This is a genomic window from Emcibacter sp., from assembly GCF_963675455.1.
In the GTDB taxonomy this organism is placed as follows: Bacteria; Pseudomonadota; Alphaproteobacteria; order Sphingomonadales; family Emcibacteraceae; genus Emcibacter.
The window spans coordinates 2898025-2924423 of sequence record NZ_OY776217.1 but is presented as its reverse complement, the minus strand read 5'-3'; the positions used below and the strand labels follow the sequence as shown (position 1 = coordinate 2924423).

The window sequence follows — 26399 nt, the reverse complement described above, 5'->3', positions numbered from 1 at the left end:
GTAAAAAATGTTGCGCAACCTGATGATGACAAGTGCTCTTGTGCTGGTAACCGCCTGCGGGCAATCGGACACAGACAATGACAAGGCTGCTGAAGCCGATAACGGTCTTGTCTATGTTCATGCCGGGCATCTTGTGGATGTGGAAAAGGGCAGGGTGCTGGATGACCAGATGATCGTCATTGAGGGGGAGCGCATTGTCGATATCAAACCCTGGACCGAAGAAGCCGCGCTCTCTGGCGTAATCGACTGGTCGGGCTATACGGTGATGCCGGGTATGATTGACGGGCATTCCCATCTGCTGGGTGACATCCAGTCTGAAGATCCGATGGCGCCGCTGGAAGGCACCCGTCAGGTTGACATTGACATGGGAATCATCAACGCACTGAAAACCCTGAAGGCCGGTTTTACGATTGTCATTGATGTGGGGAGTTACCGGGTGTTCACGGATGTTGACCTGCGCGATAAGATCAATGCCGGGGAAATATCTGGTCCGCGCATGATGGTGGCAGGTGCCTATATCACGGTTCCTGGCGGTGGCGGTGAAGTGATCGGTCTGGATGCCGGCGTCGAAATCCCTGGCGAGTTTCGGGCCGGTGTTGCGGCCAATGAAGATGAAGTGCGTGAAAAGGTTCGCTATCTTCTGGACGGAGGTGTTGACTTTATCAAAGTGATAGCCACCGGTGCCGTGTTGACGGTGGGAACCGATCCCGGCGAACCCGAATTTACCGAGGCCGAGCTTCGGGCAGCAGTCGAGGAAGCGGCAAAAGACGGGAAATATGTCACGGCACATGCTCACGGCGCTGAAGGTATTAAAATGGCTGTGCGAGCCGGGGTGCGCTCCATCCAGCATGGGTCTCTTGCCGATGATGAAGCCCTGCGCATGATGAAGGAACATGGCACCTGGCTTGTGGCTGATATTTACAACGGTGACTATATCAAGGAAGTAGGTACTGCCCAGGGCTGGCCCGAAGAAACCATGCGTAAGAATGACGAGACTACCGAAACCCAGCGTGAGGTTTTTTCCAAAGCCGTTAAAATGGGCGTGAATATTGCCTATGGTACTGACAGCGGCGTTTATCCTCATGGGGACAATGCCAAACAGATGGCCTATATGGTCCGTTACGGCCTGACCCCGATGCAGGCGATTCAGTCAGCAACTATATGGGGCGCGCAGTCGATGTCGATGGAGGCGGATATCGGATCTCTCAAGGCCGGCAAGTTCGCCGACATGATTGCCGTCAGCAATGATGTCCTTGAAGACATCACTGTTCTGGAACATGTGGACGGGGTGATCAAGGGCGGAAAACTTGTCCGCTAGACATCAATCCTTTCAGGCACGACCTCAAGGACGTCTTCCTGTGGCAGGTCGATTTCCAGTGCGGTAATGCGGATGTTCATCAGGCCGTAGGTGATGGCGACTACCGGAGTAATCAGGTTCAGGAAGGCGTACGGCAGATAATCGAAGGTCGGTACGCCCAGTGTTGTCGCCATGAAGGCCCCACAGGTATTCCAGGGCACCAGTGCAGACGTCATCGTGCCTGCATCCTCCAGGGTCCGCGACAGGTTCTGGGGTGCCAGTCCCCGGCGCTTGAATTCCATCTGGTACATCCGGCCCGGCAGCACGATGGCGATATACTGATCGGCGGCAATGATATTCATGCCGATGGACGTCAGAACTGTTGTCGCGACCAGCGACCCGGTTCCCCTGACTCCCTTGAGCGCCGTCAACACGATACGGCCGAGCAGGCCTGTATGTTCCATCGCCCCGCCAAAACACATGGCCGAAATGATCAGCCATACCGTATTCAGCATGCTGCTCATGCCGCCCCGGGACAGAAGCTGGTCCAGCACCGCATCCCCGGTGCTGGCTTCATACCCGGTGGAGACGGCAATCCAAAGGCCCTTTATAATTGCCAGGCCATCAGAAATATTTTCCCCCATGTTGCCGAATTTGATGGTGGCGTCAGTCTGGTAAAAAGCGGCGACAAGTCCTCCGGCGATGGCGCCGATGGTGATGGTCGGCAGGGCCGGGACCTTGCGGATCGACAGCCCCAGCAGCAGGACAAGCGGCAGGAACGCAGGAATGCCGAGGGCGTAATTCTGTTCCAGAAGCAGACGCGCGGTTTCAATGGCGTCGCCATCTGTACTGACGGCGGTATTGGTCCAGCCAAGCCAGACAAAAAGACACAGGGCAATGACAAAGGCAGGCGTGGTTGTCCAGAACATATGCCGGATGTGAATGAACAGGTCTACCCCGACCATGGCCGGGGCCAGATTGGTACTGTCAGACAAAGGGGACATCTTGTCGCCGAAATAGGCGCCGGAGATTACGGCGCCGGCGGTGATTTCTATAGACAGGCCAAGAATATGGGCAATTCCGATCAGGGCCAGCCCCACAGTCGCCGCCGTTGTCCAGGAACTGCCGATAGAAACGGCGACCAGGGCGCAGACTATCATGCTGGCCGGATAAAACCAGGCCGGGTCAAGAACCCCTAATCCGAGATGGATAATGGCGGGCGCAGTACCGGACAACATCCAGGCGCCGATCAGGGAGCCGATCATCAGCAGGATAAGGCAGGCGTGCATGGCCAGCATGATACCTTCGATGATAGATGATTCTAGTTCCTTCCAGGATTGCCCGCGCAATACACCGATCAGGCAGGCCATACCGGCCGCCAGCATCAGCCCGATCTGGTTAGGGCCCGATGAGGCGCCATCTCCGAAAATGGCGACAGCCCCTGCGAGCAGGCACATCAGGAAGGCCAGCGGAACAAGTGCCAGCCACAGGGGGATGTTTTCAGATTTTACGTCAGTGGGGATCATTTTGTTGCTCCAGCTTCAAAACCCTTGAGAAAATTTGCCAGGTTCTGACCCAGTTCATCACAAAGATAACCGCCTTCCTGAATGATGACGGTCGGACCGGGAATTCTTTCGGCAATGGTTTTGCCGATTCTGCCATATCCTTCGGTAGTGACGGCGAGTCCGGCAAAGGGATCACCCTCAAAGGCGTCAAGCCCGAGAGCGATGACCAGTACTTCAGGTGAAAAGGCGTTGATGCGGGTTATGGCCTTGTCCAGGGCGGCAAGAAAGCCGTCGTCGGCCGTACCACGCGGCAGCGGGAAGTTAAGATTATATCCAAGGCCGGAGGCTTCGCCCCGTTCGGAAGCATGGCCCCAGAAAAAGGGATAAAAACGGATCGGGTCCGCATGCAGGGAAACGGTCAGCACATCATTGCGGCTGTAAAAAATATCCTGGGTGCCATTGCCGTGATGGAGGTCGACATCAAGTATGGCGACAGAGCCGTATTTCCGGCGGAGATTCTGGGCGGCGATGGCAGTATTGTTCAGGTAACAGAAACCGCCGGCCAGATCTGCACCGGCATGGTGTCCGGGCGGGCGGCACAAGGCATAGGCGGATTTTTCCCCGACCAGGACCAGTTCACTGGCGTGAATTGCCGACCAGGCGCTGTGCAGGGCGCTTTCCCATGTTTCCCCGGTGATCGGGGCGGAAGCGTCGGCCATGTGGTAACCCGCCTGGGCAACGACTGAGGCTGGATAGACTCCATCCCGGTGGGTGGGATGGATGTTGGGCGTGATTTCAGCCGCCGCCCCGGGAATACGCTGCCAGTGTTTATAGGCATTCTGCAGGAATTCCAGATACTCCGGCGTATGTACCCGGGCAATGGGGCCGAGGCCGTAATCCGGTGGCGTTACCATTTCCAGCTCCAGGGCGGTAGCTCCCTCGAGAAGCTTGTCAATCCGGCCCGGCATTTCCGGATTTTCCTGACGGAGTCCATTGACCAGGAAACTTTCAGGGTAATGTTTGTGTTGAGGGGCGGAAAAGACGCATTTCATGGTGAGGTTCCGTTTCTTTAACCGGCGAGGTTGAGGGTTGCGGCAAGCTCGGCAAGGCTGTCATCAAGAATTTCAAGAATATTGCCGATCTGTTCAGAGGTGGTGATCATCGGGGGACAAACCAGGAAGTGGTCCCCTTCCAGTCCGCCCCGGGAACGCCGGGAATAGATAATCAGTCCGCGTTTGTAGGCTATTTCCACAAGCTGGCTGAAGGCATTGAGGGAGGGTTTGAGGGGAGCCATGGTTTCCCGGTCGCTGACCAGTTCGAAGGCGGTAAGCAATCCTTTGCCACGGATATCACCGATAAAGGGGTATTTATCCATAAGGAACCGCAGACCGGATAACAGTATATCACCGGACCTGATGGTATTTGTCATCATACCCTGCCTGTAAATCTCGTCTATCACCGCGAGCCCCGCCGCACAGGCTATGGGATTTCCCGCATAAGTGTAGCCGTGCTGAAAACCGCCGGCATCAAGGATTACATCAACAATATGCTGCTGTGCCGTCATGGCACCAAGGGGGATATAACCCGCACCGAAACCCTTGGCGGTGGCGATGATGTCCGGATTTATATTCCAGTGTTCGGCGGCGAGGAATTTACCGGTGCGGCCAACACCGGTCATGACTTCATCATAGATCAACAGCACCCCGAATTCTTCGCATATGTCCCGTATACGGCCGTAGTAACTGTCAGGGGCGACCAGGGCGCCGGTAGAGGCGCCACCAACCGGCTCCATGATGAAGGCAAGAACGCTATCCGGTCCTTCCTCGATAATTTTGTCCCGCAGCATATCTGCGTAACGAAGGCCACACTCTGCATCACTCGAGTTATTCCGGTCCAGGTAGCAGCGCGGCGCGGGCACCTTGGGCATATCGGTCACCATGGGCAGGAAGGGGGCATTCAGTGGGGCATAAGAGGTGAGGGCGAGTGCGCCGAGGGTTGCCCCGTGATAGGAGGGGGATCTGGAAATGACTTTCCACCGGCTGTCTTCACCCTTGACCCATGCATATTGCCGGGCAAGTTTGACCGCGCTTTCCACTGCTTCCGACCCGCCGGAGACAAAGAAAACCTTGTCGTGGCCTTTGGGGCTCAGCTCGGCTACTTTGGCGGCCAGTTTCTCCGCCGGTTCATTTTCAAAATGCAGCCGGTAGCCAAACGTGGATTTATCCATCTGGGCGCGCATGGCCTCGAGTACCCGGGAATTGCTGTGACCGATGTTGGAGACCATGGCGCCGCTGGAGCCGTCGATATAGCGTTTGCCGTTAACATCCCACATATAAATGCCTTCGGCATGATCCAGAAGTGGGCGCCTGTCCCGGGTTTGGTAAAACAGATGTGACATCTCTAAATATCTCTAAAGTGGTTGAGGGTAGGGAATGTTTCCGTAGGTGCGCTCGGTCAGTGGAATATCCCTGATTTTTTGGTCGAGAAGTTTCAGGAATTCCTTTTCCGCGGCGTTCAATACGGCCCGGGGATTCTGCAGTGTGTAGACATCGACTGCCGGTGCTTCCTCTACCGGGAGCAACGGCCAGAGCCTGCCCATCAGGATGTCCCGCTCTACCACATGGATAGGCAGCGGACCGATCCCGAGGCCCGCCATGATCATGCGGCGCACTTCTTCCAGATTATTGGAGACGCCCGTAACGGCGTCGCTGAGTTGCGCCTGGCCGCGAAGCACGGCAATGGGATGAAGCACATCACCAAGACGGTCCGTGTAGAAGGTAACCCGCTGCTGCCCGCGCAGATCTTCCATACTGATATCAGTCTTGCCGAACAGGGGGTGGTTGCGGCCACAGAAGAACCCGAAATGTTCCCGGTACAACAATTGTGTTGTCAGGTTTTCCAGGGGTTCTCGAATTAGACAAATTCCAAGTGTACCTTCCTTGGCATGTAGGGCCTCGATAACTTCCTGGCTGCCCCTGACCGAGATAGAGAAGGTGGCTTTGGGGTTTTTCTCATGGAAGGTACGGAGCGTTTCGTCGAGAAGAGGGGTAATGACCTGGCTGGTCATCAGAATCTTGATATGACCCTGCACGTTGTCATGTACGTCCTGAATGATATTGGGCAGACGCCCCACTGTGCCGAACAGCTCCTTGCATTCCTGGAAAAGCGCTTCACCATGGTGAGTCATCTTGAAGCTACGTGGCCCGCGTTCGGCAAGCTGACAGCCAAGTTTTTCCTCCAGGCGACGCAGGGCGTTGCTGACCGACGGCTGTTTTTGGTTCAGTTGCTGCGCGGCTCTCGTGATGTTCTGTTCCTGTGCGATCACCATAAATGTTCGCAGCAGGTTCCAGTCCAGATCCCACGCTATACTGTCAAGTCCGGGTGAGTCCGCCGTCAGATAGAGGTCCGGTTTATTGTCATTCTTCTCAGACATATTACCATTCATGAAAACTATAATTGATTTTATATATATTGCTTATAAGAATGTAATCGTGATTAAAAAATTCGGCAAGATCAAAATAGCCGAGGATAAATGATTGTTCCCGGAAGCTGGGCGGAAGAGAAGAATATGGGAAGAAAAGTTATCATTACCTGTGCGGTGACAGGATCGATTTACACGCCGACAATGAGTCCCCATCTGCCGGTAACAGGGGCGGAGATTGCAGAAGCGTCTATTGACGCCGCAGCCGCTGGTGCGTCAATCATTCACCTCCATGCCCGCGATCCGGAAAACGGCCGACCGAGCGCCAGTCCAGCTCATTTTCAAGGGTTTATCCCGCAAATTCACCAGGCCTGTGATGCGGTGCTGAATATTTCCACCGGCGGCAGTTCCCTGATGTCCCTTGACGAGCGCCTTGCGCCGGCACGCTCTATCAAGCCGGAAATGTGCTCCCTGAATATGGGCTCGATGAATTTCGGCATCTTTACGCTGAAGAAACGCTACAAGGACTGGCAGCATGACTGGGAGCCTGCTCTGCTTGATGCCACCAAGCATACGACATTCCGTAATACCTATGAAGATATTGAGACGATTCTCACTGAACTGGGGCAGGGAGACGGTGCCCGTTTTGAATTTGAATGTTACGATCTGAGCCATATTGAAACCCTTGCCTATTATTTCAGGCAGGGACTGGTCAAGGCACCTTTATATGTCCAGTTTGTTCTCGGCGTGATGGGGGGCGTTGGTGCCTCACCGGAGAATCTAATGGCTTTGAAGGCTTCGGCAGACCGCCTGCTGGGCGACAATTATCAGTTTTCAATTCTGGCCGCCGGCGCCCATCAGATGCCGTTCGCGACGCTCGGCGTAATTCTGGGCGGTAATGTACGCGTCGGCCTGGAAGACAGCCTGACCGTACCACCGGGCAAGCTGGCACAGAGCAATGCAGAACAGGTTAAAAATATCCGGACTATTATTGAAGCATTGGGACATGAAGTGGCGACCCCGGACGAGGTTCGTTCAGGTCTCGATCTTAAGGGTCGTGAGCAGATAAAGGCATATGCGTCATGAGTACGATAACCCTCAAAATGGCCAAAAAAAAAGATGCGCCGGTTCTCTTTGATCTGCTGACCAGAATGTCAAGGGACCTGGGCAAGGAAGCAGAATTTGCAGGATCAGTCGAGGCGCTGGAAAAATACGGCTTTTCAGAACCTCCGGCATTTGAGGCCATCATACGTGGCAAGGAACGGGATGCGATTTACATGCGTCTGGCCGTTCACAACGGCAATGACAGTGGTTCGGGATTTTATAATGCCCTGAGATTTAAGGCAGTCGAGGGGGAAACGGTAATGCTTCTGGAAATAGAAGCCTTTGACCAGCTGACTTTGGAGGTCGCGTAAGATGAGAGTGTTGTTTGGTGTCCTGTGTACAGTTTTTCTGACAGTATCTGTTTCTTCACTTTCCTGGGGGCAGTCGCAGACCGAGCGTATACCGGTTCTTTCCCATATTTCGCATCCCCATACCTATTACTGGCGCGAACTTTATATGCCGCAACTGACCGCAGGTCCGTCTGCGGCGACTTGGTCTCCGGACGGGAAGACGGTGGTCTACAGCATGCAGGGATCGCTGTGGCGTCAGGAAATAGATAGCGACACGGCCTATCAGCTTACGACAGGGCCGGGATATGATTACCAGCCCGACTGGTCGCCGGATGGGCGGCATATTGTTTTTACCCGTCATCACGGTGATGCCCTCAATCTTTACCTGCTTGATCTCGAATCCGGAAAAGAGATTGATCTGACCAACGAGAAAAACGTCAATCTTGAACCCAGATGGAGTCCGGACGGCAAAAGACTTGCTTTTGTGTCGAGCCGCAGGGACGGCTATTTCGGTCTTTATGTGGCCGAGGTGAAAAAAGAGAAACTGAAAAATGTAAGGGTCCTTGTGGCCGGCAATGTCAGCAAGCGCGACAGATATTACTATTCCCAGACTGATCATGCCATTAACCCATCCTGGTCGCCGGACGGCGGGACCATCTACTATGTCTCCAATCCTGAAGATGCCTGGGGCACGGGCGGGATCTGGTCTGTCAATGTGGAAAACCCGAAGAAGCGCAAACTGGTTGTCGATGAAGAGACAAGTTGGTCCGCTCACCCAGAAATGGCCCATGATGGCAAGCGGTTGCTGTACAGCAGCTATGAACGTCGCCAGTGGCATCAGCTGTGGCTGACAACGCCGGAGGGACTTTCTCCGCTACCGCTAACGTTCGGAGATTTTGACCTGCAAATGGCCCGCTGGTCGCCGGATGACCGGCAGTTGCTTTATACCAGTAACGAGACCGGCGGTCTGACCTTGTGGCGGCTGACGGTAGTCGGCGGCGCCCGGGAGCAGATCCGGGCGGTGAACAGGGTTTACAGGAAACCCATGACAACACTTTCTCTCAGTCTGCAGGATGAGGCAGGCAAGTCGCTTTATGGCCGGGTGATGGTCAGATCGTCTGACGGTCGGCATTATGGTCCGGACAACAGCCGTATGCATGCCGACGACTATATCGACCCAAAACGGGCCGATCATGAAAATCATTATTTTCATTGTTTTGGCGAATGCAGTCTGACGGTGCCGCAGGGAGACATCAATGTCATGGCGTCAAGCGGCTTTTCCCATCGGATGGCGGATGAAAAAATCACGGCCAGCGGCAGCCGGGAAACGTTAAAACTCTCGCTGGCCTCTGTAAAACTTCCCCCGAAATTTGGTGATTATGTCAGCGCGGACATGCATGTACATATGAATTACGGGGGTAAATACCGTCAGACCCTTGAAACGCTGGCCCGGGACGCAAAAGCTGAAGATGTGGATGTAATCTATAACCTGCTTGTCAATAAGGAACAGCGAATCCCCGACATCAGCCAGTTTAAGACAACATCCGACACAATCGAAGGTGTGACCATTTATCAGGCCCAGGAATATCATACAAGCTACTGGGGACATCTGAGTTTCCTGCATCTGGATGATCACCTTGTGACCCCTGATTTTGCCAGCTACCGGCACACGGCAATGGCTTCTCCCTATCCAAGCAATGGCGTGGTAACGGATCTTGCCCACGCTCAGGGGGCTGTTGTGGGTTATGTGCATCCTTTTGATGCGGTGCCGGATCCCAGTGCCGAGGGACGACTTTCCCACAGTCTGCCGGTTGATGTCGTGAATGGGAAAACAGATTTCCTTGAAGTCGTGTCATTTGCCAACCATCAGGAAACCGCGGCGGTCTGGTACAAGTTTCTAAATCTTGGATACCGGTTGACTGCCGGGGCCGGAACCGATGCCATGACCAACTATGCCTCCCTTCGCGGACCTGTCGGCCTGAACCGGGCATATCTCCAGGCAGAGGCAAACAACCCGGACTCCTTGAAAGAAGCGATCAGGCTTGGGCATGGTTATGTGACCAACGGCCCGAATTTGGGTCTCCTGGTCAAGGGGGAAGACTTGGCCGCCTTAGTGGGGCCAGGGCATGAAATAGCTTTTCCGGAACAAGGAGGCACAATCAAAGTCCAGCTGTCCCTCAGATCAGCAGTTCCGGTCCGGCGACTGGAACTCGTCCAGAACGGCCGGGTGATCCGTCAGGTGGATCTGGGCGAGGATCTGTACAGCGCGGACGCCACACTTGATGTGCCGGTGACAGAGAGCGGGTGGATACTGCTCCGGGCGGTCAATGAAGAATCCCACCCGATGATCCAGGATCTCTATACTTATGCGACGACCAATCCGGTTTGGCTGACTGTTGAAAACAAACCGCAGTCTGCTCCGGAGGATGCCCGCTATCTTCTGGACTGGATTGGCAAAATTGAAGAGCATCTTGCCACCCGGGAGGAAGATTTTAATGCCGGGTGGGAAAAGGACGCTATTCTGAAAGATATTGAAGCTGCCAAAAGGGCACTTGGGGAGAAAATAAATGCTGCTGAGTAAGAAACTGGTACTGGCTACTGTCGTTCTGGTGGGGATTGTTCAGACTGCGATTGCCGGGGATCAGTTATTCCAGGTGAAGGATTTCCATAAAATAAAGGATGTGAGCGCACCCGCTTTGTCTCCGGACGGTGAAAAAGTGGTCTACTCGGTTGGCGCCAATAATCTGAAGATTGATGCCAGCACAAGCGATGTTTGGCTTGTGCCCTACAAAGGTGGAAAACCGGAAAACATAACGAAAACAAAAGAGAAAAGCGAATGGGATCCCCGGTTCAGCCCGGACGGCCGCCATATCGTTTTTCTGGGGGAAGGCAAGGATGACTCCGGCACCCAGTTGTTCCTCATGAAGGCAGACGGAGGTAAAGTTAAACAAATCAGCAATGTGGATGGCGGAATCGTCGAATATGGATGGGCGCCTGACAGTAAACGAATTGTTTTTACCGCTTTTGTCGGGGGCGGCAAGGCAAATGAGGCGGGAACGCCGGCACCGGTCGTCATTGACCGGTTCCAGTTCAAGGAAGACTGGGTTGGCTATCTAGCCGGCGGGCGTCGTCATCTCCATGTGCTGGATATTGAAAAGAAGAACGCCACACAGATCACCTTCGGGGAGCAGGATCACTGGCTGCCGAGTTGGTCGCCGGACGGCAAATGGATTGCTTATGTAACCAAGGACCGGGGAGATGCTGACCGGAATATGGATTCCGACGTCTTCATTATGGCGCCGGAAAAGGATGGTGAGCAAAAACGGATCAGCACCTTTAAGGGTACCGATGTGGACCCTTACTGGATGTCACCGCCACAATGGTCCCCTGACAGCAAGAAACTGGTATGGCTGGCCAGCGGGGAAAGCAAATGGATTTATTATGCGCCCTGGCAGATGATGATTGGCGATATCGAGACTGGCGAGGTCCGGGCACTCGCTCATATCGACCGCTGTTTCTATATTCCCAAATGGTCGAAGGACGGGTCGGTCGTTTATGCTCTGGTGGAACTGGATCGCTCAACACTGGTGGCAAAAATTGACGCCACGACAGGGGATATCAGTTACCTGACTGAGGGCGACAAGTTTGCGCTTGGGTTTGATGTTGCTGGCGACGGCCATGTTGTAGTCCAGCAAAGTGATGACAATATGCCCTTTGAGCTTTTTGCAGTCGATGGCGACGACCGGGAACTGACATCCCATAATGCTTGGCTGAAAGACTATCACCTGGCGAAAACGGAGAAATTCGAGTTCAAAAGCGATGGCCATGACATTGGCGGTCTGATTGTTTATCCGCCGGACTATGACAAGACCAAGGCTTATCCAGCCATATTCCGGCTGCATGGCGGTCCGGTTTACCAGTTCTCCCACGAGTTTATGTATGACTGGCAGATTTATGCCGCGCAGGGCTATATCGTTGTCGGTATCAATCCGCGGGGATCCTCAGGCAAGGGCTTTGAGTTTTCCAGGGCCATATATGCAGACTGGGGGAATGTGGATTCCCGGGATATTCTGGCCGGGGCGAATTATCTGGCAGAGAAAGGCATTGTCGACCGGGAGCGTCTCGGGGTTGGCGGCTGGAGTTACGGCGGCATGCTGACCAACTATGTGATTGCCACGGACACCCTGTTCAAGGCAGCGGTCAGCGGCGCCGGCACAGCCAATATGCTGGGCACATACGGACATGACCAATATAGTCGGGAGTATGAACTGGAGATCGGTACGCCCTGGAAGAATTTTGAGGCTTACAAACGGGTAAGTTTTCCTTTCCTGAATGCGGACCGGATCAAAACCCCGACCCTGTATCAGTGTTCGGAGCTGGACTTTAATGTTCCCTGCCTGGGGTCAGAACAGATGTATCAGGCTTTACGTTCCACCGGAATCGATACCCGCTTTGTACTCTATCCGGGCCAACATCACGGTATTGTAGTGCCAAGTTATCTGGAAGACCGAATGAACCGGAATCTGGACTGGTACGGCAGTTATCTGAAACCGGGCGAATAGCATGAAACGGGAACTCGGCCTTACAGCAGTTGTTGTTACTGTCGTAGGATATGTTATCGGGGCGTCGATCTTCGTGCTCCCGGGGCAACTGGCCGGCGCGACCGGCCCGGCAGTGATTTTGTCCTATGGGCTGGCAGCTATCATCGCGGTCTTTTCCTGTGTTGTGGCGGCCCAGCTGGGCAGTATCTTTCCCAAAACCGGCGCCGGTTATGTGGCCATCGCCAGGCTGGTGTCTCCTATGGGCGGGTTTGTGACCATCTGGTTGATGCTGGCCGTTTACGTTTTGGCCGTTGCATTAATCGCCAACGGTTTTGCCGACTATTTCGTACGACTTTTTCCTGCCGTAAACCACACAGTCGCCGCCTATGGTGTGGTCCTGTTTTTCGGGATCATTAACCTGGGCGGCGCACGGAACCTTGTGAATCTTCAGACCTTGCTGGTTCTGGTTTTCATGGTCGCACTTGTGGCGGTTTCGGTTGGCGGCATGGCGGCGGTCAAGGCTGAAAATATCACGCCTTTCATTCCCCTGGGGATGAAACCGGTGATGCAGGCTGTGGTTCCGGCCTTTTTCTCCTATGGCGGTTTTATGGTTGTCATGGAGCTTGCCGGTGAAATCCGCAGGCCGGCGCGTACCATTCCACTGGGCCTTGCCCTCAGCTTTATTGTGGTCCTGATTACATATATCTGCCTTTCGCTTGCACTGGTGGGGTCAATTCCCTGGCAGACACTTGCCACTTTGCAGGCGCCGGTCAGTCATCTGGCGGAGATAATTTTCGGTGAATGGGGCGGGTTCTTTGTTGCAATTGCTGCTGTGGGGGCAGCGGCCACTTCGGTCAATGCCCTTATTCTGGTTGCTTCAAGGGATATTATTGCCCTTGCCGAGGCCGGTGTGTTTTCTGAAAAATTACGCGACGGTAACGGTGGAGAGAGCAAGGCCCATAACAGCGTAATCCTGGTTGTCTTCTTTTCCATCATCGCGCTTATGCTTGGGCAGACAGTTATGGAATATGCTGTCTGGGTGTCCGGCGTGACCCTGCTGTATCAGGTCATTATCGGCGTAGCACTTCTTCGGGTGTTTAAAAAGGCACCGCAGGAATATGGTCAGGCTGATTTTAAGCTCGGCCGGATCGGGTTGCTTGTTGGCGGGATCGGCATCATTGTTGTATCCACCCTGTTTCTGTATTTTGTATTTGAGGGCAGCCAGGTCAGGATCGTGGCCGGGGGCGCCTATCTGGCGGCCGGTATTATCTATTACCTGTACAGAAAGAAGGTGGTAAACCTCGAGGGATGGGTATGATCGAAACCAACAGAGGCGTTGTCCATCCCAATCTGTGTGACATCATGGGACATCTGACAACACGGCACTATGCTGCAATTTTTGATGATGCCAGTTATCATCTCGCTCACGCCTGCGGCCTGCCGATTGATCGCGAGACCGGGTTTGTCGATCTGGAGTTGACGACCAGGTTTGTTGCGGAACTGAGGGCAGGGGATCTGTTTTTTGTCAGAAGCGGGATCAGCAGGATCGGCAATTCATCGTTCAGCGCACATCATGAACTTGTGAACTGCAACGGAAACAATATTGCCGCCAGCCAGGAGGCCAGCTATGCTTTTTTTGACCTGATTGCGCGCAAGTCCCGACTGCTGCCGGAAGAATTCAGAACAAGGGCGGCAGCGTTGATGACGGCTTCCGGGGATCAGAGTAACAGTTGAGGAAAGAGAAAATCACAATGAAGAAAATATGGGCCGTTCTTGCTGGCGGCATTATACTCGCAAGTAATCTTTGCCTTCCTGTCCGGGCGGCAACAGACGCGCAGCCGTTCCAGGACAAGGCCCTGGAAATGCTGAAAACAACGGTTGCCATCCGTTCGGCCGAAGGATCGGGGCTTGTGCCCAGGGTCGCCGAATATCTTGCCGGTGAATTCCGGAACGCCGGCTTCCCGGCAGAAGATATTCATCTTCTGCCCATGGGAGATACAGCAGCCCTGGTGGTTCGGTTTCGCGGTGATGGACGACTGGGTAAAAAACCGATCCTGCTGTCCGCCCATATGGATGTGGTGGATGCCCTGCCGGAGGACTGGGAACGCGATCCCTTCACCCTGATCGAGGAAAATGGATACTACTTCGGTCGCGGTTCCAGTGATAACAAGTTCGGAGTTTCGGTTCTGTCAGCCACCCTGATGCGCCTGAAAGCGGACGGATATGTGCCTGGTCGGGATCTTGTCCTGGCCCTGTCCGGCGATGAAGAAAGCCTGATGGCAACAACCCGTGCGCTGGCGACCACATACCGGGACCTGATTGATGCGGAATTTGCCCTGGTGGCCGATGGCGGCGGCGGACAGCTTGACGAGGATGGCGTGGCTGTTTCCTATACTGTGGATAGTGCAGAGAAAACCTATGCCACTTTTGAGATGAAGGCCGTAAATCCGGGTGGCCACAGTTCGTTACCCCGGAAGGATAATGCAATCAAGGATCTGTCAGCGGCACTTGATAAAATCTTTGCCTTCGAATTTCCGGTCATGTCCAGTGAACTGACCCGGGCCTATTTTTCCAGGACGGCGCCTCTTGTCGGCGGTGAACTGGGTAAGGCTATGAAGCGTTTTGCGGAAAATCCCGATGACCGGGAGGCTGTAGACCTACTGCGCAGTCGTCCGGAATATGTGGGTTCCACCGGCACCACCTGCATCCCGACCATGCTGAGGGGCGGTCATGCGGAAAATGCATTGCCCCAGTCTGCGGTTGCCACTATCAACTGCCGTATTTTTCCGGGCGTTGGTGTGCAGAAGACGCTTGAGACCCTGAAAAAGGTTGTGGCCAATGACGCACTGGAATGGACCGTTCTTGATGAACCGCTGGAAAGTGATGCATCGCCCATGCGCAAGGATGTGTTTGATGCCATCGCCAACGGGGTGCATGCGTCCTATCCGGGCTTGCCGATCATTCCGCATATGGCGTCCGGCGCCTCCGATGCGCTGCATTTCCGGGCAGTCGGTATTCCCAGTTATACTTTTTCAGGTATTTTCATGAAGGCGTCTGATGAATATGCCCACGGCCTGAATGAACGTGTGCCGGTGGCGACCCTGCCGGTGGCCCTGAAAATGTGGCATTCCATTCTGACAGAACTTACAAAATAATAAGCAGTCAGGCAGAGAGGAAAAGGAGCCTTCGGGCCCCTTTTTCTTATTCGATCGGATAACGCTCGAGGACGGGTCCGAGCGCTTCCTTGAGCGGATCGAGCCAGGGTTCGAAATGTCGCCATTGTTCAAGCCCGGCCTTGTAGATGGGCTGGCGCACCTGTTCCGCACTTGGGGTGCGGATCGCCCGGTCGGTTTCGTAGAATTTCAGGCAGGACTCCTCGAACTCCAGCCCGCAATAGTCCAGGAGCCGGCGAATCTGGTTTTCCGTATCCGCCACCATTTCCTCATACTGGACACGGTGTACGCGGCCGGGCAGAACCACGTCCCAGTGATCCATCAGTTTCACATAGTCCCGGTAATAATGTCCAACGTCCTCAAGGTTATATGTGAAGGCCTGGCCGCGGGCGAAAAGCTGTTTGTATCCTGAAAAACAGCCGCCCATGGGATGCCGGCGGGCGTCAATGATTTTGGCATTGGGCAGGATCGAATGGATCAACCCGATATGCTGGAAATTATTTGGCATCTTGTCGATGAAATAGGGTGCGTCTGTGCTGCGCTGCACCCGTGTCGTGTCCAGATAACTTTCGCCCAGTTCACGAAGTTCTTCTTGCGAAAGGTCTTGCAGTACTTCCGGGTAGAGGGTGGCGGCATTATGTCTCTTTTTGCCGCCGAGTTTGCGGCTCATAGCGATGATATCGATAAGCTCGGCGGTGCCTTCCACTTGTGAATGGCTGGCCAGGATCTGTTCCAGCAGAGTAGAGCCGGCGCGCGGCAGCCCGACAATAAAGATCGGATCGCGGGCAGGGCAACCCCAACCCTGTCGGGCAGCAAAAAAATTGCGATCAAAGCATTTGATCTGGCGGACGGATTCATAGATGTTGATCTTGGCATCATAAGGATGCTGAAGGCGCCGGATCGCATTGCCGCGTTTGTAATATTTGAAGGCATTTTCATAATCGCCGCGATCCTCATAGGCTTTGCCCAAGGCAAACGCCAGATGGGACTGATCATCCGGATCGCCTCCCTCGCTGGTCACCAGCGACAGCATATGTTCCACATCCTTGTCGCTGAATTTATAAGTCTTCAGATTAGCCAGTGACCAGTAGGCTTCCCCGGCTTCGTTGCTGAGTTCAATGGATCTGTGATAGGCGGTAATGGCCTCATCCAGACGGCCGACTGTTTTCAGAGTATGACCATAATTCAACTGGCCCTTGGACTGTTTCGGATAGTTGGTGAGAAGCTTTTCATAGATTTCCAACGCGTCAGCATGATCTCCCTTGCGTACCAGAACCGTACCCTTGAGTGTCAGGTAATTGGGATTGTTCGGTTCTATGGCAAGGAGTTTGTTAATTTCTTCAATTGCTTTAATCAGATCCTGTCCCCGATACAGGGTAATTACGTAGCTGTGCCGGGCAAGATGGAAATTCGGGGCCAGTTCAAGCGCCCGCTCAAGCAGGTTTTTAGCGTCGTCATATTGTCCCACTTTAACGCCAATGTCAGCCAGCAAACGCATGGCGACAACATCAGTCGGGTGGTTTTTCAGGATATCGCGGGCGAGCCGTTCCGCCTCGGCAATTTTCCCCTGGTGAAAAAGTGCTGTGGCCTGATTGAGTTCCGGATGGCTGGTCAGGCAGGAGATGTATTTCTCTATCGCCTTTTCACCCGCAGTACTGTCACCGGACAGGGTCAGTTGTTCAGCAAGGGCACGCCATGCCTCAGCCTGTTGCGGATTGAGCGAAGCGGCTTGCCGCAGTGCCTTGACGGCGTTGTCTCCATTGCCGGCAGCAGCAAGGGCGAGGCCGTACTCATGCCAGATTGGGGCAGAGAAGGGAAGTTTGTCCGTCAGAGGTTCCATCACCATAAGGGCCTCTGGCAATTTCCCCTGGAATCTGAGCGAGGCACCCAAAATATGGTTTGCCGGATCGAAGTCCGGGATAACTTTCAATATCTCCCGTGCCTGTTGTTCAGCCAATGCAGGATTCTGTTGCAACAGGCTGGCGGCATGGTTCAGGGCGGTTTTTAGATCCCCGTGCGGATCCTGATTTGCTGAAGACATTTTCTCTGCGTTTTGTCCCTTTTCATCCTCCCGCTACGTCAGATCACGGGCATTATATTATTTTTTATTTCATCAAATTAAACGGGCAAAGACAGGAGGGTGTCAAGGCGAATTGCCCATGATAGTGACATTCCCTAATTCTATGATAATGTTAAACATTCAAAAAAATATATAACTATATGATAATAAAAATAAAAAAAAGACTTGTTCAAATGTACAAAATAGTACCCGCAGGGTCTTGTAATGTCTTCTGAAAGATGCAAAAATGTTTGATAAGGGGTTACATTCGTCGGTAGGGGTATACAAAACGTCAACCAAGCGCTCGATACGTCAAAGCGATAAAATTGCACCAGTGAAAAGCGCGTTATGCAATTAAAATATACGAAGGGAGTGAAAATATGAAAGTTAATTATCCGTCTCGAGGTCAGCATTGATGGCTTCGACGATGCTGTTGTCCGGGGCCCTTTCGGCACAACAGGCAGTCTACGCTGCTGAAGAAGGGGAAGTGGTCCTCGAAGAGATCATCGTGACTTCCCAGAAACGTGAATCAAGCCTGCAGGATGTTTCTTTGTCTGTGCAGGTTCTTGGTAAGCAGCAACTGGAAGACCTGAACGTCAATGCCTTTGACGACTACATCCAGTTCCTGCCGACGGTATCCTTCCAGACCGCTCGACCCGGTCAGTCCCAGGTTTACATGCGCGGGATTTCCAGCGGCGGCGACGGCGTTCATTCCGGATCCATGCCAAGTGTCGGTGTCTATCTTGATGAGCAGCCCATCACCACCATCAACCAGATTCTGGACATTCATGCCTATGATATTGCACGGATCGAAACATTGTCCGGACCGCAGGGCACCCTGTTTGGCTCAAGCAGCCAGGCTGGCACCATGCGGATTATTACAAATAAGCCTGTGATTGGTGAATTTGAAGCCGGTTACGATGTCGCGGTGAATACAGTTAAAAATGGTGAAGCGGGCTTCACCCTTGAGGGGTATGCAAATATTCCAATGACCGATAACAGCGCCATTCGTCTGGTGGCCTGGCATGAGGATGACGGTGGTTATATCGATAACGTGCCGGCCACCATTGAGTATGCTGCCAGTGGTATTGTCAAGGATAACGCCGATATTGTTGAGGAAAACTTCAATGATACCACAACAACCGGCGCACGCGGCCTGTTGAGGGTTGATCTGAATGAAAACTGGACTGTGACTCCGGGGCTGATTTTCCAGCATCAGAAATCCACTGGCTCATTCACCCATGACCCGGAAGATATCGGTGACTTGAAGGCACGGGATTTTTTCCCCACCGAATATGATGAAGATTGGTATCAGGCGACACTGACGGTCGAGGGCAAAATTGGTGATCTGGATGTGGTCTATGCAGGTGCTTACCTGAACCGTAATGTGGACAGTATCTATGATTATTCCGGATATGCGGAATTTCTGGAAAATCTTTATGCCGGATATGATTACGATTGTGTCTATTATACAGCCGGTGGAGATTGTGCGGATCCGTCACAGTATGTTCTGGGTGATGAAAAATACACCCGCCAAAGTCATGAACTTCGTATCCAGTCGCCGCAGGAAAACCGTCTCCGCTGGATCGCCGGCCTATTTTATCAGCGCCAGGTCCATGATTTTGACCTGCAGTGGGTAGTACCGGATATGAACCCCGCCAATTCCGTCATTCCTGACGGTCATACAACATGGCAGACCAAACAGGTACGTATCGACCGGGATTATGCAGTTTTCGGAGAGGTAAGTTTCGATCTAACCGATTAGCTTACTCTGTTGGGCGGTGCGCGTTTCTATAAATACCGGAATACACTGTATGGCTTTAACGGCTTCCTTGGCCATTGTACCGGCTATTATGATGGCAATGGTGACTTTGTTGAAGATCGGGACACTGGAACACCTCAGTATCCCTGTTTCGATACCAGAATTCTGGATGATGAAAAAGAAAACACCGGTCAAAGTTTTAAAGTCAACCTGAGCTACACCATTGATGACGACAAAATGGTCTATGCCACATTCTCCCAGGGATTCCGTCCTGGTGGTGTGAACCGCGCCCGGGTCCCCGGGATTCCAAGCTATGAGGAAGATTTCGTCGACAACTATGAAATTGGCTGGAAAACAACCTGGATGGACAATAGACTCCGGTTTAACGGCGCAGTGTACTATGTTGAATGGTCTGACGTTCAACTCGGTGTATTGGATTTCGCAGTCTCAAACCTCACCATTATCCGAAATGCGGGTAACTCGAGGACCTATGGAGCCGAGTTTGATCTTGTTTTCGCTGCAACGGAGAATTTGACATTGTCAATGTCCGGTTCCTACAACGACGCCAAACTTACAACGGCGTATGAAAATAGGTATGAGGATGATGGAGACACTGTTATCGAAACTATTGCACCGGCTGGTACACGAATGCCTTTTGTTCCAGAGTTTCAGTTTACGGCAATTGCCCGCTATGAGGCAGAGGTTGGCAATTTACCAGGATTTTTGCAGGCAGCCTATTCCTACACAGGCTATAGCTGGAATAATCTTGATATTAGTCTGCGCGAAAAACAGCATGCCTATGGCCTTCTGAACCTGTCTGCCGGCGTCAGCGGGGATAACTGGACCTTCAGTGTCTTTGCCGACAACGTCACTGACACTCGTGCGGAGATCGCAAAATATTACCCGGGTTATCCGAGTGAGCTGGATACGACAACGTCAACCAACCGTCCCCGGACGATTGGCGCACGTTTTGGTCAGAAGTTCTGATCTGACAGATATCTTGTTTAAAAATGAGCGGCGGACAGGCAACTGTCCGCCGCTTTTTCTTTGCCGACCGGCTCCGTTCTTTGTATGTGTTATTTATGGACAAAGAGGCAAAGACAGTAAGGTTATTTATGGCCATTCCCCTGACAGGGGAGGCAACGGAGACGGTCGGCCATTTCTCCAGACGATTGAAAAAGCAGTTGAGCGGGGCGGATATACGCTGGATCCCGCCGGAAAACTATCATCTGACACTGGCCTTTCTGGGCAACCAGCCGGAAGAAAAAATACCATTGCTGTCGGAGATCCTGAAGCGGGCAGGGCGGCAGGCGGCGCCTTTACAGATAACCATGAATGGCATGCAGCAGTTAGGGGTATTCGCGCGGACGCGGTTTCTTGCAGTGTCTATTGAGGAGAATATAGCATTGACCGTATTGCAGGACCGACTTGTCCGCGACCTGTCGGAAAATGGTTTTGAGGTGCCGGTTCGTGAATTCATACCTCATATCACCCTGGCCAGGGTGAGGGGCCGGGCGGCATTGCCGCGTACTTTGCCAAATATGGAGCTTACATTCCGGGAACAGGTTACGGAAATAGGCCTCTACAGAAGTGAAACTCTGCAGGACGGGGCGGTCTATACCCCTGTTGTCCGGGCAGTCCTGACAGGGCGGGATTAGTGCTCGATATCTTCGTCTGCTTCTGTCACGATTGACTTTTCCAGCATTTCCGCCGCTTCACCGTAAATCCGGCCCTCGAGAGACAGCTCGAGAAAGCGGATATAGTCTCTCTGATCAGAGATTTTTGATCTGGCGACCACGATAATCTCCAGCGAGGAGCTGGCATCAAGGCTGTACTTCTGGATCAGGTCAATCATTTCATTGCTGATCCGATCCAGTTCGTGTCGAATATTTGAAAGGGTGAGTTGATCTTGTGTAAGCATAAATTACCATTCCTTTGGCAATATTTTACATACAGTCGGAAGAAAATAAAACTGTTATATATTTTGAAAGCAATCATGATGGGTCAGTGAGTTGAACGATTTTTCAATTTAGGATAGTATTTCCCAGCATCTTGTTAATTTATTTACGATTTTCGTTTTATATACAGCTTTTAAATTATAAAAAGACGACGCAATCAGATGAAACCTGCTTCAGGAACAGTCTTTGAGAATCTGGATGATGACACAGACAATGATCTGTTTGTGCCGCATCTTTCTGACGTGCGGTTGCGTGATGCGCAGATCAGAACGTTACATTCCGTGATCGTTCCCAATGTGATTGCCAGTCTGTTGCTGGGCTTTGTGTTCCTGTGGCTGATCTGGGGCAGGGTGCCGCAGGTATCGGCCATGGCCTGGTACGGAGCACTTGCTGTAAGTCTGCTGCCCCGACTGTCTCTTACTTTATATACCAAGCGAATCGAAACTGAAAAATCGCAAAAAAACTGGCTGAGGCTTTATCTGCTGTTTACATCCTTCTCGGGTTTGGTATGGGGCAGTGCCATATTTTTTTCCGCAGACAGTACCTATATGATCAGCCCTTACCTGATTATGGCCATGCTGGCCGGTCTGTCTGCCGTGACGGTACTGGTTGGGGTGGCGCATCGGCTTGCGGTGTGGGCCTTCATGGTTCCCTGCAGTATACCTGTCCTGTTTCATTTCATTGGAGGGGGTGAGTTGCATAATTATGTTTTTGCACTGGCATGTGTGATTTTTGTGCTTCTCTTGGGTTATGCCGGTTCTCAGTTCCACAGGATATTCGTTGCCTCTGTTTCCCTGCGGCGAAAAAACCGGGAACTGGTCCATGAAATTTCAGAAGTTTATGGCAGTCACTACAAATCGATAGAGAGCCTGCATCACCTGGTTGATCAGATGGGTGGCGGGCTGGCCATGTTTGACAGGGATTTTAACCTGATCATCTGGAATAAAGCCTATCAGAAGATATTTGAGTTGCCTGATAATGTCCTTCAAATGGGAGTGAACCTGCGTGATCTGGGCAACTGGCAGATGGCTCGTGAAGGCTTTCCCCTCGAGAAGGTAAAGGCTGAGACGGAACAGCAAATCCGCGAACTGGAAAGCCGCCGGATAGAGGGCAGTTATCACAAGCAGATTGATTTTTCCGATGGGCGTGTCTTTGATATGAGGGCGGATTTTTTATCGGACGGGGAAACCATTCTCAACTTCTCCGATATGACTCACCGGGCCCAGGCCAGTACTGACGCTCTTGTAAAAATGGCTCAACTTGATTCCCTGACGAACTTGCCCAACCGCATGATGTTCCGGCGGGAATTGAAGAAGAAACTGCTGCAGTCAAAAAACACCGATAAAATTGTCAGCGTCATTCTTGTCAACATCGATAACTTCAAGAATATTAACGATGTCTTCGGACATGCAGTCGGAGACAATGTCATTGTCAGGCTCGGGGAGGTTCTCAAGACCTTTATGCGCCCGGACGAATTCCTGGCTCGCCTTGGTGGAGATGAATTTGCCATTACCGGCGATCAGTATGAAGATGTTGAAGCTGTATTGCAGGAAGCGCGAAGCCTAAAAGACAACACCAGGAAGGCGATTAATATTGAGGGGGCGCAGATCCCCGTGGAACTTTCGATTGGCATTACATATCACCCGCATGACAAGGGAAATGCTGAACATATGGTGCGGAATGCCGGAATTGCCCTTCACAAAGCGAAGGAGGAAGGCGGCAGTCAGGTCATAATCTTCGATACTGAAATGCAGGCCGAACTGGTGGATAGAAATACCCTTCTTTCGGATATCCGGGAGAATATGGAATCAAGTCAGTTTCTGCTTCATTACCAGCCCCAGATTGATCTTAACAGCCGCCAGATATGCGGCGTTGAGGCCCTGATGCGCTGGAACCATCCGGAACGGGGGTTCGTATCGCCCGGAGAGTTTATTCCTCTTGCCGAATGGTCAAAACAGATTATTCCCCTGACCGAACAGCTTTTGCCGGAAGCCTGTGTGCAGGCCAAACTCTGGCAGGCGAGGGGACTGCCGGCCTTTCCGGTTTCGGTAAATATTTCCCCGCTCCATTTCCATGACAACAGGATTGTGGATTTTGTGCGGGAATGCCTTGAAGAGGCGTCCCTGGAGCCGCAATATCTTGAACTGGAAATTACAGAGGGAATCGTCATGAGCAAGACCGAGGAGGTTCTGACAACTCTGAGAGGACTTGCCGACCTCGGGATACAGCTTTCCATTGACGATTTTGGTACCGGTTATTCGTCGCTGTCCTATCTGCCGCGCCTGCCTGTGGATAAACTTAAGATCGACAGGGCATTTGTAAGTGGTATGATGGCAGATCGGGAATCACAGTCCCTGATCGAGGCAATTATCAGCATGGGGCATAGTTTCGACCTCAAGGTTATCGCTGAAGGCGTTGAAGATGCCGAGCAACTGGACCTTCTTGCCCAGCTGAAATGTGACCAGGCCCAAGGTTATTATATCAGCAGGCCCATGGAAGCCGATAGGGTAACCGAGTGGTTCAGGGCGCATTCAAGTAAGTGAAAATTCTTTTTAGTAGCTGATCTAAATCAATTTCAAACAATTGTTCTTTCTCTAAGTTGCGTTTGTAACAAAGGATATTTATTTCCCAATATTCACTAAGAGGAAACACCATGAAAACTAAACTTCTTACAACTTGTTGTATTGCAGGCCTGGCAGCCGCCACCCTGATGACCGGTGTCGCTGACGCAAAGGAAAAAGGTGACTGGATGATCCGTGCACGCGGTATTCTCGTCGCTCCAGATGCTGGCGGAACATCTTCTATTGGCGGTGAAGTAGACATCGACAATGCCGTCGTGCCTGAACTGGACTTTACATATTTTGTCACCGACAATATCGGTCTTGAACTGATTGCCGGTACAGCCAAGCATCATCCTGTTGTGAATGGCACCGACCTCGGTGATGTGCCGCTGGGCAGTGTCTGGCTTCTGCCGCCGACCTTGACAGTACAGTATCATTTCGCACCCAAGGAAGATTTCAGCCCCTATATTGGCGCTGGTGTGAACTATACTTTCTTCTACAGCGAAAATACCTCTACCGCTCTCGAAGACCTTGGCCTGACAACCATCGACTATTCCGACGGTTTCGGTTTTGCCCTGCAGGCCGGCCTTGATTATAAAATCAAGGACAACTGGTATTTCAACGTCGACGTGAAAAAATTGTGGCTCAATACAGACGTCAGCATCGGCAACGATGTTGTTACCGCTGACGGCGTTGATATTGATCCCTGGATTGTTGGTGTCGGTATCGGCTACCTGTTCTGATAACGGGACGTCATAAAAGAAATATTTATGACGCAGTGCAGAAATATTTTACATTCTCACTCTGAAAGATTACACTTTATGTAACGAATCTTTGAGAAAGGATAGTTCAGAGTGAGGATACCGCGAGCGGGAATAGACGACCCCAGTCGAGAAACTGAACATCTTTCTGTTGCCCAAAAAAGTATTTTGAACGCCTTCCCAGCCGGGAAGGCGTTTTTTGTTGTTCTGATGAGCGTATTTCCTATCCACCTTAAAATTGGAGACTGTAATGGGTAAAAGAACCAGACGCGTGCACAACACTGCTGAAAACCAGAATATTCACAGTTCGAATATTCGACCGCTTTATCGTGACGGCGGGTGGGACCCCCTTGGTACAGAAGATGCAAAGAGGGAGAGGAAATATATTAGGAAAATCAAGCCCCAGAGCGACAACCAGGCTCAACTGATCAAGGCAATCGAGGACCATAACGTCATATTGTCGGTGGGGCCTGCCGGCACTGGGAAAACCTATATTGCCGTTGCCAAGGCTGTGGAAGCCCTTGATGCGGGGGAAGTCTCAAAAATCATGCTTTGCCGGCCGGCCGTGGAAGCCGGGGAAAACCTCGGCTATCTGCCCGGTGCAGTCGATGAGAAGCTGGCGCCCTACCTCAGACCCCTGTATGACGCCCTGGCGGACAGGATGGGGCTGAAAAATCTCAAGAAATACCTGCATGACGGCACGATCGAAATTGCGCCGGTTGCTTACATGCGCGGCCGTACCCTGAATAATGCCTTTATCGTTGTGGATGAGGCGCAGAACTGCACCTACGGCCAGATCAAGATGCTGCTGACCCGTCTTGGGTGGCAGTCTACTATGGTCATGACGGGAGACCCGGCCCAGACCGATCTGCTTGATGGCCTGTCCGGTCTTGCCGATATTTCCGAAAGACTGTCCACTCTGGATGACGTTTCTGTCATCAGACTCGCCGACAGGGATATCGTTCGGCATCCGTTGGTCGCGGCGATGCTACAGGTAATCTGAGGCTTTTATCAGGTCAGCCCTGGCGTCGGCATATTCACTGATCAGCCTCTGGACAAGTTCTGCCGTACGGGGGGCGTCCTTGATGCTCCCCAACCCCTGACCGGCCCCCCAGATATCCCGCCAGGCCTTTGCATCGGTGCTGGCAAAATTCATCTGCGACTTGTCTGCTTCCGGCAGGTTGTCCGGGTCCATGCCGGCCCGCGCAATGCTCGGCTTCAGGTAATTGCCATGTACACCGGTGAATAGCGAGGAATAGACGATGTCACTCGCTGCATGATCTATCAGCATCTGTTTATAGGCCGGATCCGCATTTGCTTCTTCTGTCGCAATAAAGCGGGTTCCCATATAGGCAAGGTCAGCTCCTATGGCCTGGGCCGCCAGAACGGAACGACCTGTGCTGATGGATCCCGCCAGAAGGATGGTGCCGTCAAAGAATTCACGCACTTCCTGAACCAGGGCAAAGGGGTTGAGTGATCCGGCATGTCCGCCAGCCCCTGTACAGACCAGGATCAGTCCGTCTACGCCCGCCTTCGCCGCCTTGCGGGCATGGCGTAAATTAATGACATCATGAAACACCAGGCCACCATAATCATGAACCGGGCGGACGATCTGGTCCGGCGCCATCAGGCTGGTGATAATGATTGGCACTTCATGTTTAACACACAGGCGGAGGTCATGTTCCAGCCGGTCATTGGACTGATGGACAATCTGGTTTACGGCAAAGGGGGCAACCTTTTTCCCGGGATTGGCAGTTTGATAGTCGGCCAGTTCGGATTTAATTCTGGTCAGCCATTCATCAAGCACAAGGGCTGGCCGCGCATTGAGGGCGGGGAAGGAGCCGACTAGTCCGGCCTTGCATTGCTCGATGACAAGGTCGGGGTTGGAGATGATAAACATCGGGGAGCAGACGACGGGCAGGCTGAGCTTATTGGCAAGAAGGTCTGGCATGGACATAGATTTTCTC

21 protein-coding genes are annotated in these 26399 nt (G+C 52.6%); 14 read left to right on the top strand and 7 right to left on the bottom strand.

Annotated features, from left to right (window positions below; all coding sequences use genetic code 11):
- Positions 1-7: 7 nt before the first annotated feature.
- Positions 8-1318: an amidohydrolase family protein gene (locus ACORNT_RS13560; protein WP_321391851.1), complete on the top strand. Its 1311-nt coding sequence runs from the start codon at positions 8-10 to the stop codon at positions 1316-1318.
- Here ACORNT_RS13560 and nhaC read toward each other — a convergent pair.
- The 4 genes from nhaC to ACORNT_RS13540 are packed head-to-tail and all read right to left on the bottom strand — an operon-like array spanning position 1315 to position 6235.
- Positions 1315-2823 carry a Na+/H+ antiporter NhaC gene (nhaC, locus tag ACORNT_RS13555; protein ID WP_321391848.1) on the bottom strand — a complete coding sequence of 503 codons (1509 nt, stop codon included), beginning with the start codon at positions 2821-2823 and terminating at the stop codon, positions 1315-1317. The two genes, ACORNT_RS13560 and nhaC, sit on opposite strands and share 4 nt — an antisense overlap.
- Positions 2820-3854: a histone deacetylase family protein gene (locus ACORNT_RS13550; protein WP_321391845.1), complete on the bottom strand. Its 1035-nt coding sequence runs from the start codon at positions 3852-3854 to the stop codon at positions 2820-2822. The genes nhaC and ACORNT_RS13550 overlap by 4 nt, the downstream gene beginning before the upstream one ends.
- Positions 3855-3871: 17 nt before the next feature.
- Positions 3872-5200 (bottom strand): aspartate aminotransferase family protein, encoded by a 1329-nt coding sequence (locus tag ACORNT_RS13545; RefSeq protein WP_321391842.1) that lies wholly within the window; start codon positions 5198-5200, stop codon positions 3872-3874.
- Between the two features lie 12 nt (positions 5201-5212).
- Entirely contained in the window at positions 5213-6235 is a 1023-nt protein-coding gene (locus ACORNT_RS13540; protein ID WP_321391840.1) for a LysR family transcriptional regulator, read from the bottom strand.
- Between the two features lie 135 nt (positions 6236-6370).
- On the opposite strand from ACORNT_RS13540, the gene ACORNT_RS13535 reads away from it, so the two are divergent.
- From ACORNT_RS13535 to ACORNT_RS13505, 7 genes are read left to right on the top strand one after another with little or no spacing between them, the layout of a single operon-like run.
- Positions 6371-7309: a 3-keto-5-aminohexanoate cleavage protein gene (locus tag ACORNT_RS13535; protein WP_321391838.1), complete on the top strand. Its 939-nt coding sequence runs from the start codon at positions 6371-6373 to the stop codon at positions 7307-7309.
- Positions 7306-7638, top strand: coding sequence for a hypothetical protein (locus tag ACORNT_RS13530; protein WP_321391836.1), 333 nt, complete (start codon positions 7306-7308; stop codon positions 7636-7638). Before ACORNT_RS13535 ends, ACORNT_RS13530 begins: the two co-directional genes overlap by 4 nt.
- Before the next feature lies 1 nt (position 7639).
- A complete protein-coding gene (locus tag ACORNT_RS13525; RefSeq protein WP_321391834.1) occupies positions 7640-10198 on the top strand; it encodes a CehA/McbA family metallohydrolase in 2559 nt (852 codons plus the stop codon).
- A complete protein-coding gene (locus ACORNT_RS13520) occupies positions 10185-12179 on the top strand; it encodes a S9 family peptidase (protein ID WP_321391832.1) in 1995 nt (664 codons plus the stop codon). Before ACORNT_RS13525 ends, ACORNT_RS13520 begins: the two co-directional genes overlap by 14 nt.
- Position 12180: 1 nt before the next feature.
- Positions 12181-13476 (top strand): APC family permease, encoded by a 1296-nt coding sequence (locus ACORNT_RS13515; RefSeq protein ID WP_321391829.1) that lies wholly within the window; start codon positions 12181-12183, stop codon positions 13474-13476.
- Positions 13473-13892 carry an acyl-CoA thioesterase gene (locus ACORNT_RS13510; protein ID WP_321391826.1) on the top strand — a complete coding sequence of 140 codons (420 nt, stop codon included), beginning with the start codon at positions 13473-13475 and terminating at the stop codon, positions 13890-13892. Before ACORNT_RS13515 ends, ACORNT_RS13510 begins: the two co-directional genes overlap by 4 nt.
- 17 nt (positions 13893-13909) lie before the next feature.
- Positions 13910-15313, top strand: coding sequence for a M20/M25/M40 family metallo-hydrolase (locus ACORNT_RS13505; protein WP_321391823.1), 1404 nt, complete (start codon positions 13910-13912; stop codon positions 15311-15313).
- A gap of 46 nt (positions 15314-15359) precedes the next feature.
- Here the strand turns inward: ACORNT_RS13505 and ACORNT_RS13500 are convergent, their stop codons facing one another.
- Complete coding sequence (locus ACORNT_RS13500) at positions 15360-17372, bottom strand: tetratricopeptide repeat-containing sulfotransferase family protein (protein WP_321391821.1); 2013 nt, start codon at positions 17370-17372, stop codon at positions 15360-15362.
- A 433-nt stretch (positions 17373-17805) separates the two neighbouring features.
- Between ACORNT_RS13500 and ACORNT_RS13495 the strand changes: the two genes are divergently transcribed.
- The 3 genes from ACORNT_RS13495 to thpR all read left to right on the top strand — a co-directional run bounded on the left by ACORNT_RS13495 (position 17806) and on the right by thpR (position 20810).
- Complete coding sequence (locus ACORNT_RS13495; protein WP_321391818.1) at positions 17806-19155, top strand: TonB-dependent receptor; 1350 nt, start codon at positions 17806-17808, stop codon at positions 19153-19155.
- 9 nt (positions 19156-19164) lie between these two features.
- The gene (locus ACORNT_RS13490) at positions 19165-20139 is read left to right on the top strand and encodes a TonB-dependent receptor (RefSeq protein ID WP_321391815.1); all 975 of its coding nucleotides are present in this window, start codon (positions 19165-19167) and stop codon (positions 20137-20139) included.
- Positions 20140-20234: 95 nt separating this feature from the next.
- Complete coding sequence (thpR, locus tag ACORNT_RS13485; RefSeq protein WP_321391812.1) at positions 20235-20810, top strand: RNA 2',3'-cyclic phosphodiesterase; 576 nt, start codon at positions 20235-20237, stop codon at positions 20808-20810.
- On the opposite strand, the gene ACORNT_RS13480 is transcribed toward thpR, so the two are convergent.
- Complete coding sequence (locus ACORNT_RS13480; RefSeq protein WP_321391809.1) at positions 20807-21073, bottom strand: hypothetical protein; 267 nt, start codon at positions 21071-21073, stop codon at positions 20807-20809. The genes thpR and ACORNT_RS13480 overlap by 4 nt on opposite strands.
- Before the next feature lie 198 nt (positions 21074-21271).
- Here ACORNT_RS13480 and ACORNT_RS13475 point away from each other — a divergent pair, with 198 nt between their 5' ends.
- The 3 genes from ACORNT_RS13475 to ACORNT_RS13465 all read left to right on the top strand — a co-directional run bounded on the left by ACORNT_RS13475 (position 21272) and on the right by ACORNT_RS13465 (position 25435).
- Positions 21272-23653: an EAL domain-containing protein gene (locus ACORNT_RS13475; RefSeq protein WP_321391806.1), complete on the top strand. Its 2382-nt coding sequence runs from the start codon at positions 21272-21274 to the stop codon at positions 23651-23653.
- 110 nt (positions 23654-23763) lie between these two features.
- On the top strand, positions 23764-24414 hold the full coding sequence (locus tag ACORNT_RS13470; RefSeq protein WP_321391804.1) for an OmpW family protein: 651 nt from the start codon (positions 23764-23766) through the stop codon (positions 24412-24414).
- A 268-nt stretch (positions 24415-24682) separates the two neighbouring features.
- Positions 24683-25435 carry a PhoH family protein gene (locus ACORNT_RS13465; RefSeq protein WP_321391801.1) on the top strand — a complete coding sequence of 251 codons (753 nt, stop codon included), beginning with the start codon at positions 24683-24685 and terminating at the stop codon, positions 25433-25435.
- Here the strand turns inward: ACORNT_RS13465 and ACORNT_RS13460 are convergent.
- Positions 25421-26389 (bottom strand): nitronate monooxygenase family protein, encoded by a 969-nt coding sequence (locus tag ACORNT_RS13460; protein WP_321391797.1) that lies wholly within the window; start codon positions 26387-26389, stop codon positions 25421-25423. The two genes, ACORNT_RS13465 and ACORNT_RS13460, sit on opposite strands and share 15 nt — an antisense overlap.
- Positions 26390-26399: the final 10 nt, after the last annotated feature.

Bases quoted from the DNA above. Each gene is read 5' to 3' on its own strand.
- ACORNT_RS13460 (WP_321391797.1), bottom strand. From the start codon at position 26,389: ATGTCCATGCCAGACCTTCTTGCCAATAAGCTCAGCCTGCCCGTCGTC.
- ACORNT_RS13480 (WP_321391809.1), bottom strand. From the start codon at position 21,073: ATGCTTACACAAGATCAACTCACCCTTTCAAATATTCGACACGAACTG.
- ACORNT_RS13530 (WP_321391836.1), top strand. From the start codon at position 7,306: ATGAGTACGATAACCCTCAAAATGGCCAAAAAAAAAGATGCGCCGGTT.
- nhaC (WP_321391848.1), bottom strand. From the start codon at position 2,823: ATGATCCCCACTGACGTAAAATCTGAAAACATCCCCCTGTGGCTGGCA.
- ACORNT_RS13500 (WP_321391821.1), bottom strand. From the start codon at position 17,372: ATGTCTTCAGCAAATCAGGATCCGCACGGGGATCTAAAAACCGCCCTG.
- ACORNT_RS13505 (WP_321391823.1), top strand. From the start codon at position 13,910: ATGAAGAAAATATGGGCCGTTCTTGCTGGCGGCATTATACTCGCAAGT.
- thpR (WP_321391812.1), top strand. From the start codon at position 20,235: ATGGACAAAGAGGCAAAGACAGTAAGGTTATTTATGGCCATTCCCCTG.
- ACORNT_RS13540 (WP_321391840.1), bottom strand. From the start codon at position 6,235: ATGTCTGAGAAGAATGACAATAAACCGGACCTCTATCTGACGGCGGAC.
- ACORNT_RS13470 (WP_321391804.1), top strand. From the start codon at position 23,764: ATGAAAACTAAACTTCTTACAACTTGTTGTATTGCAGGCCTGGCAGCC.
- ACORNT_RS13515 (WP_321391829.1), top strand. From the start codon at position 12,181: ATGAAACGGGAACTCGGCCTTACAGCAGTTGTTGTTACTGTCGTAGGA.
- ACORNT_RS13560 (WP_321391851.1), top strand. From the start codon at position 8: ATGTTGCGCAACCTGATGATGACAAGTGCTCTTGTGCTGGTAACCGCC.
- ACORNT_RS13550 (WP_321391845.1), bottom strand. From the start codon at position 3,854: ATGAAATGCGTCTTTTCCGCCCCTCAACACAAACATTACCCTGAAAGT.
- ACORNT_RS13465 (WP_321391801.1), top strand. From the start codon at position 24,683: ATGGGTAAAAGAACCAGACGCGTGCACAACACTGCTGAAAACCAGAAT.
- ACORNT_RS13495 (WP_321391818.1), top strand. From the start codon at position 17,806: ATGGCTTCGACGATGCTGTTGTCCGGGGCCCTTTCGGCACAACAGGCA.
- ACORNT_RS13510 (WP_321391826.1), top strand. From the start codon at position 13,473: ATGATCGAAACCAACAGAGGCGTTGTCCATCCCAATCTGTGTGACATC.
- ACORNT_RS13545 (WP_321391842.1), bottom strand. From the start codon at position 5,200: ATGTCACATCTGTTTTACCAAACCCGGGACAGGCGCCCACTTCTGGAT.
- ACORNT_RS13475 (WP_321391806.1), top strand. From the start codon at position 21,272: ATGAAACCTGCTTCAGGAACAGTCTTTGAGAATCTGGATGATGACACA.
- ACORNT_RS13525 (WP_321391834.1), top strand. From the start codon at position 7,640: ATGAGAGTGTTGTTTGGTGTCCTGTGTACAGTTTTTCTGACAGTATCT.
- ACORNT_RS13535 (WP_321391838.1), top strand. From the start codon at position 6,371: ATGGGAAGAAAAGTTATCATTACCTGTGCGGTGACAGGATCGATTTAC.
- ACORNT_RS13520 (WP_321391832.1), top strand. From the start codon at position 10,185: ATGCTGCTGAGTAAGAAACTGGTACTGGCTACTGTCGTTCTGGTGGGG.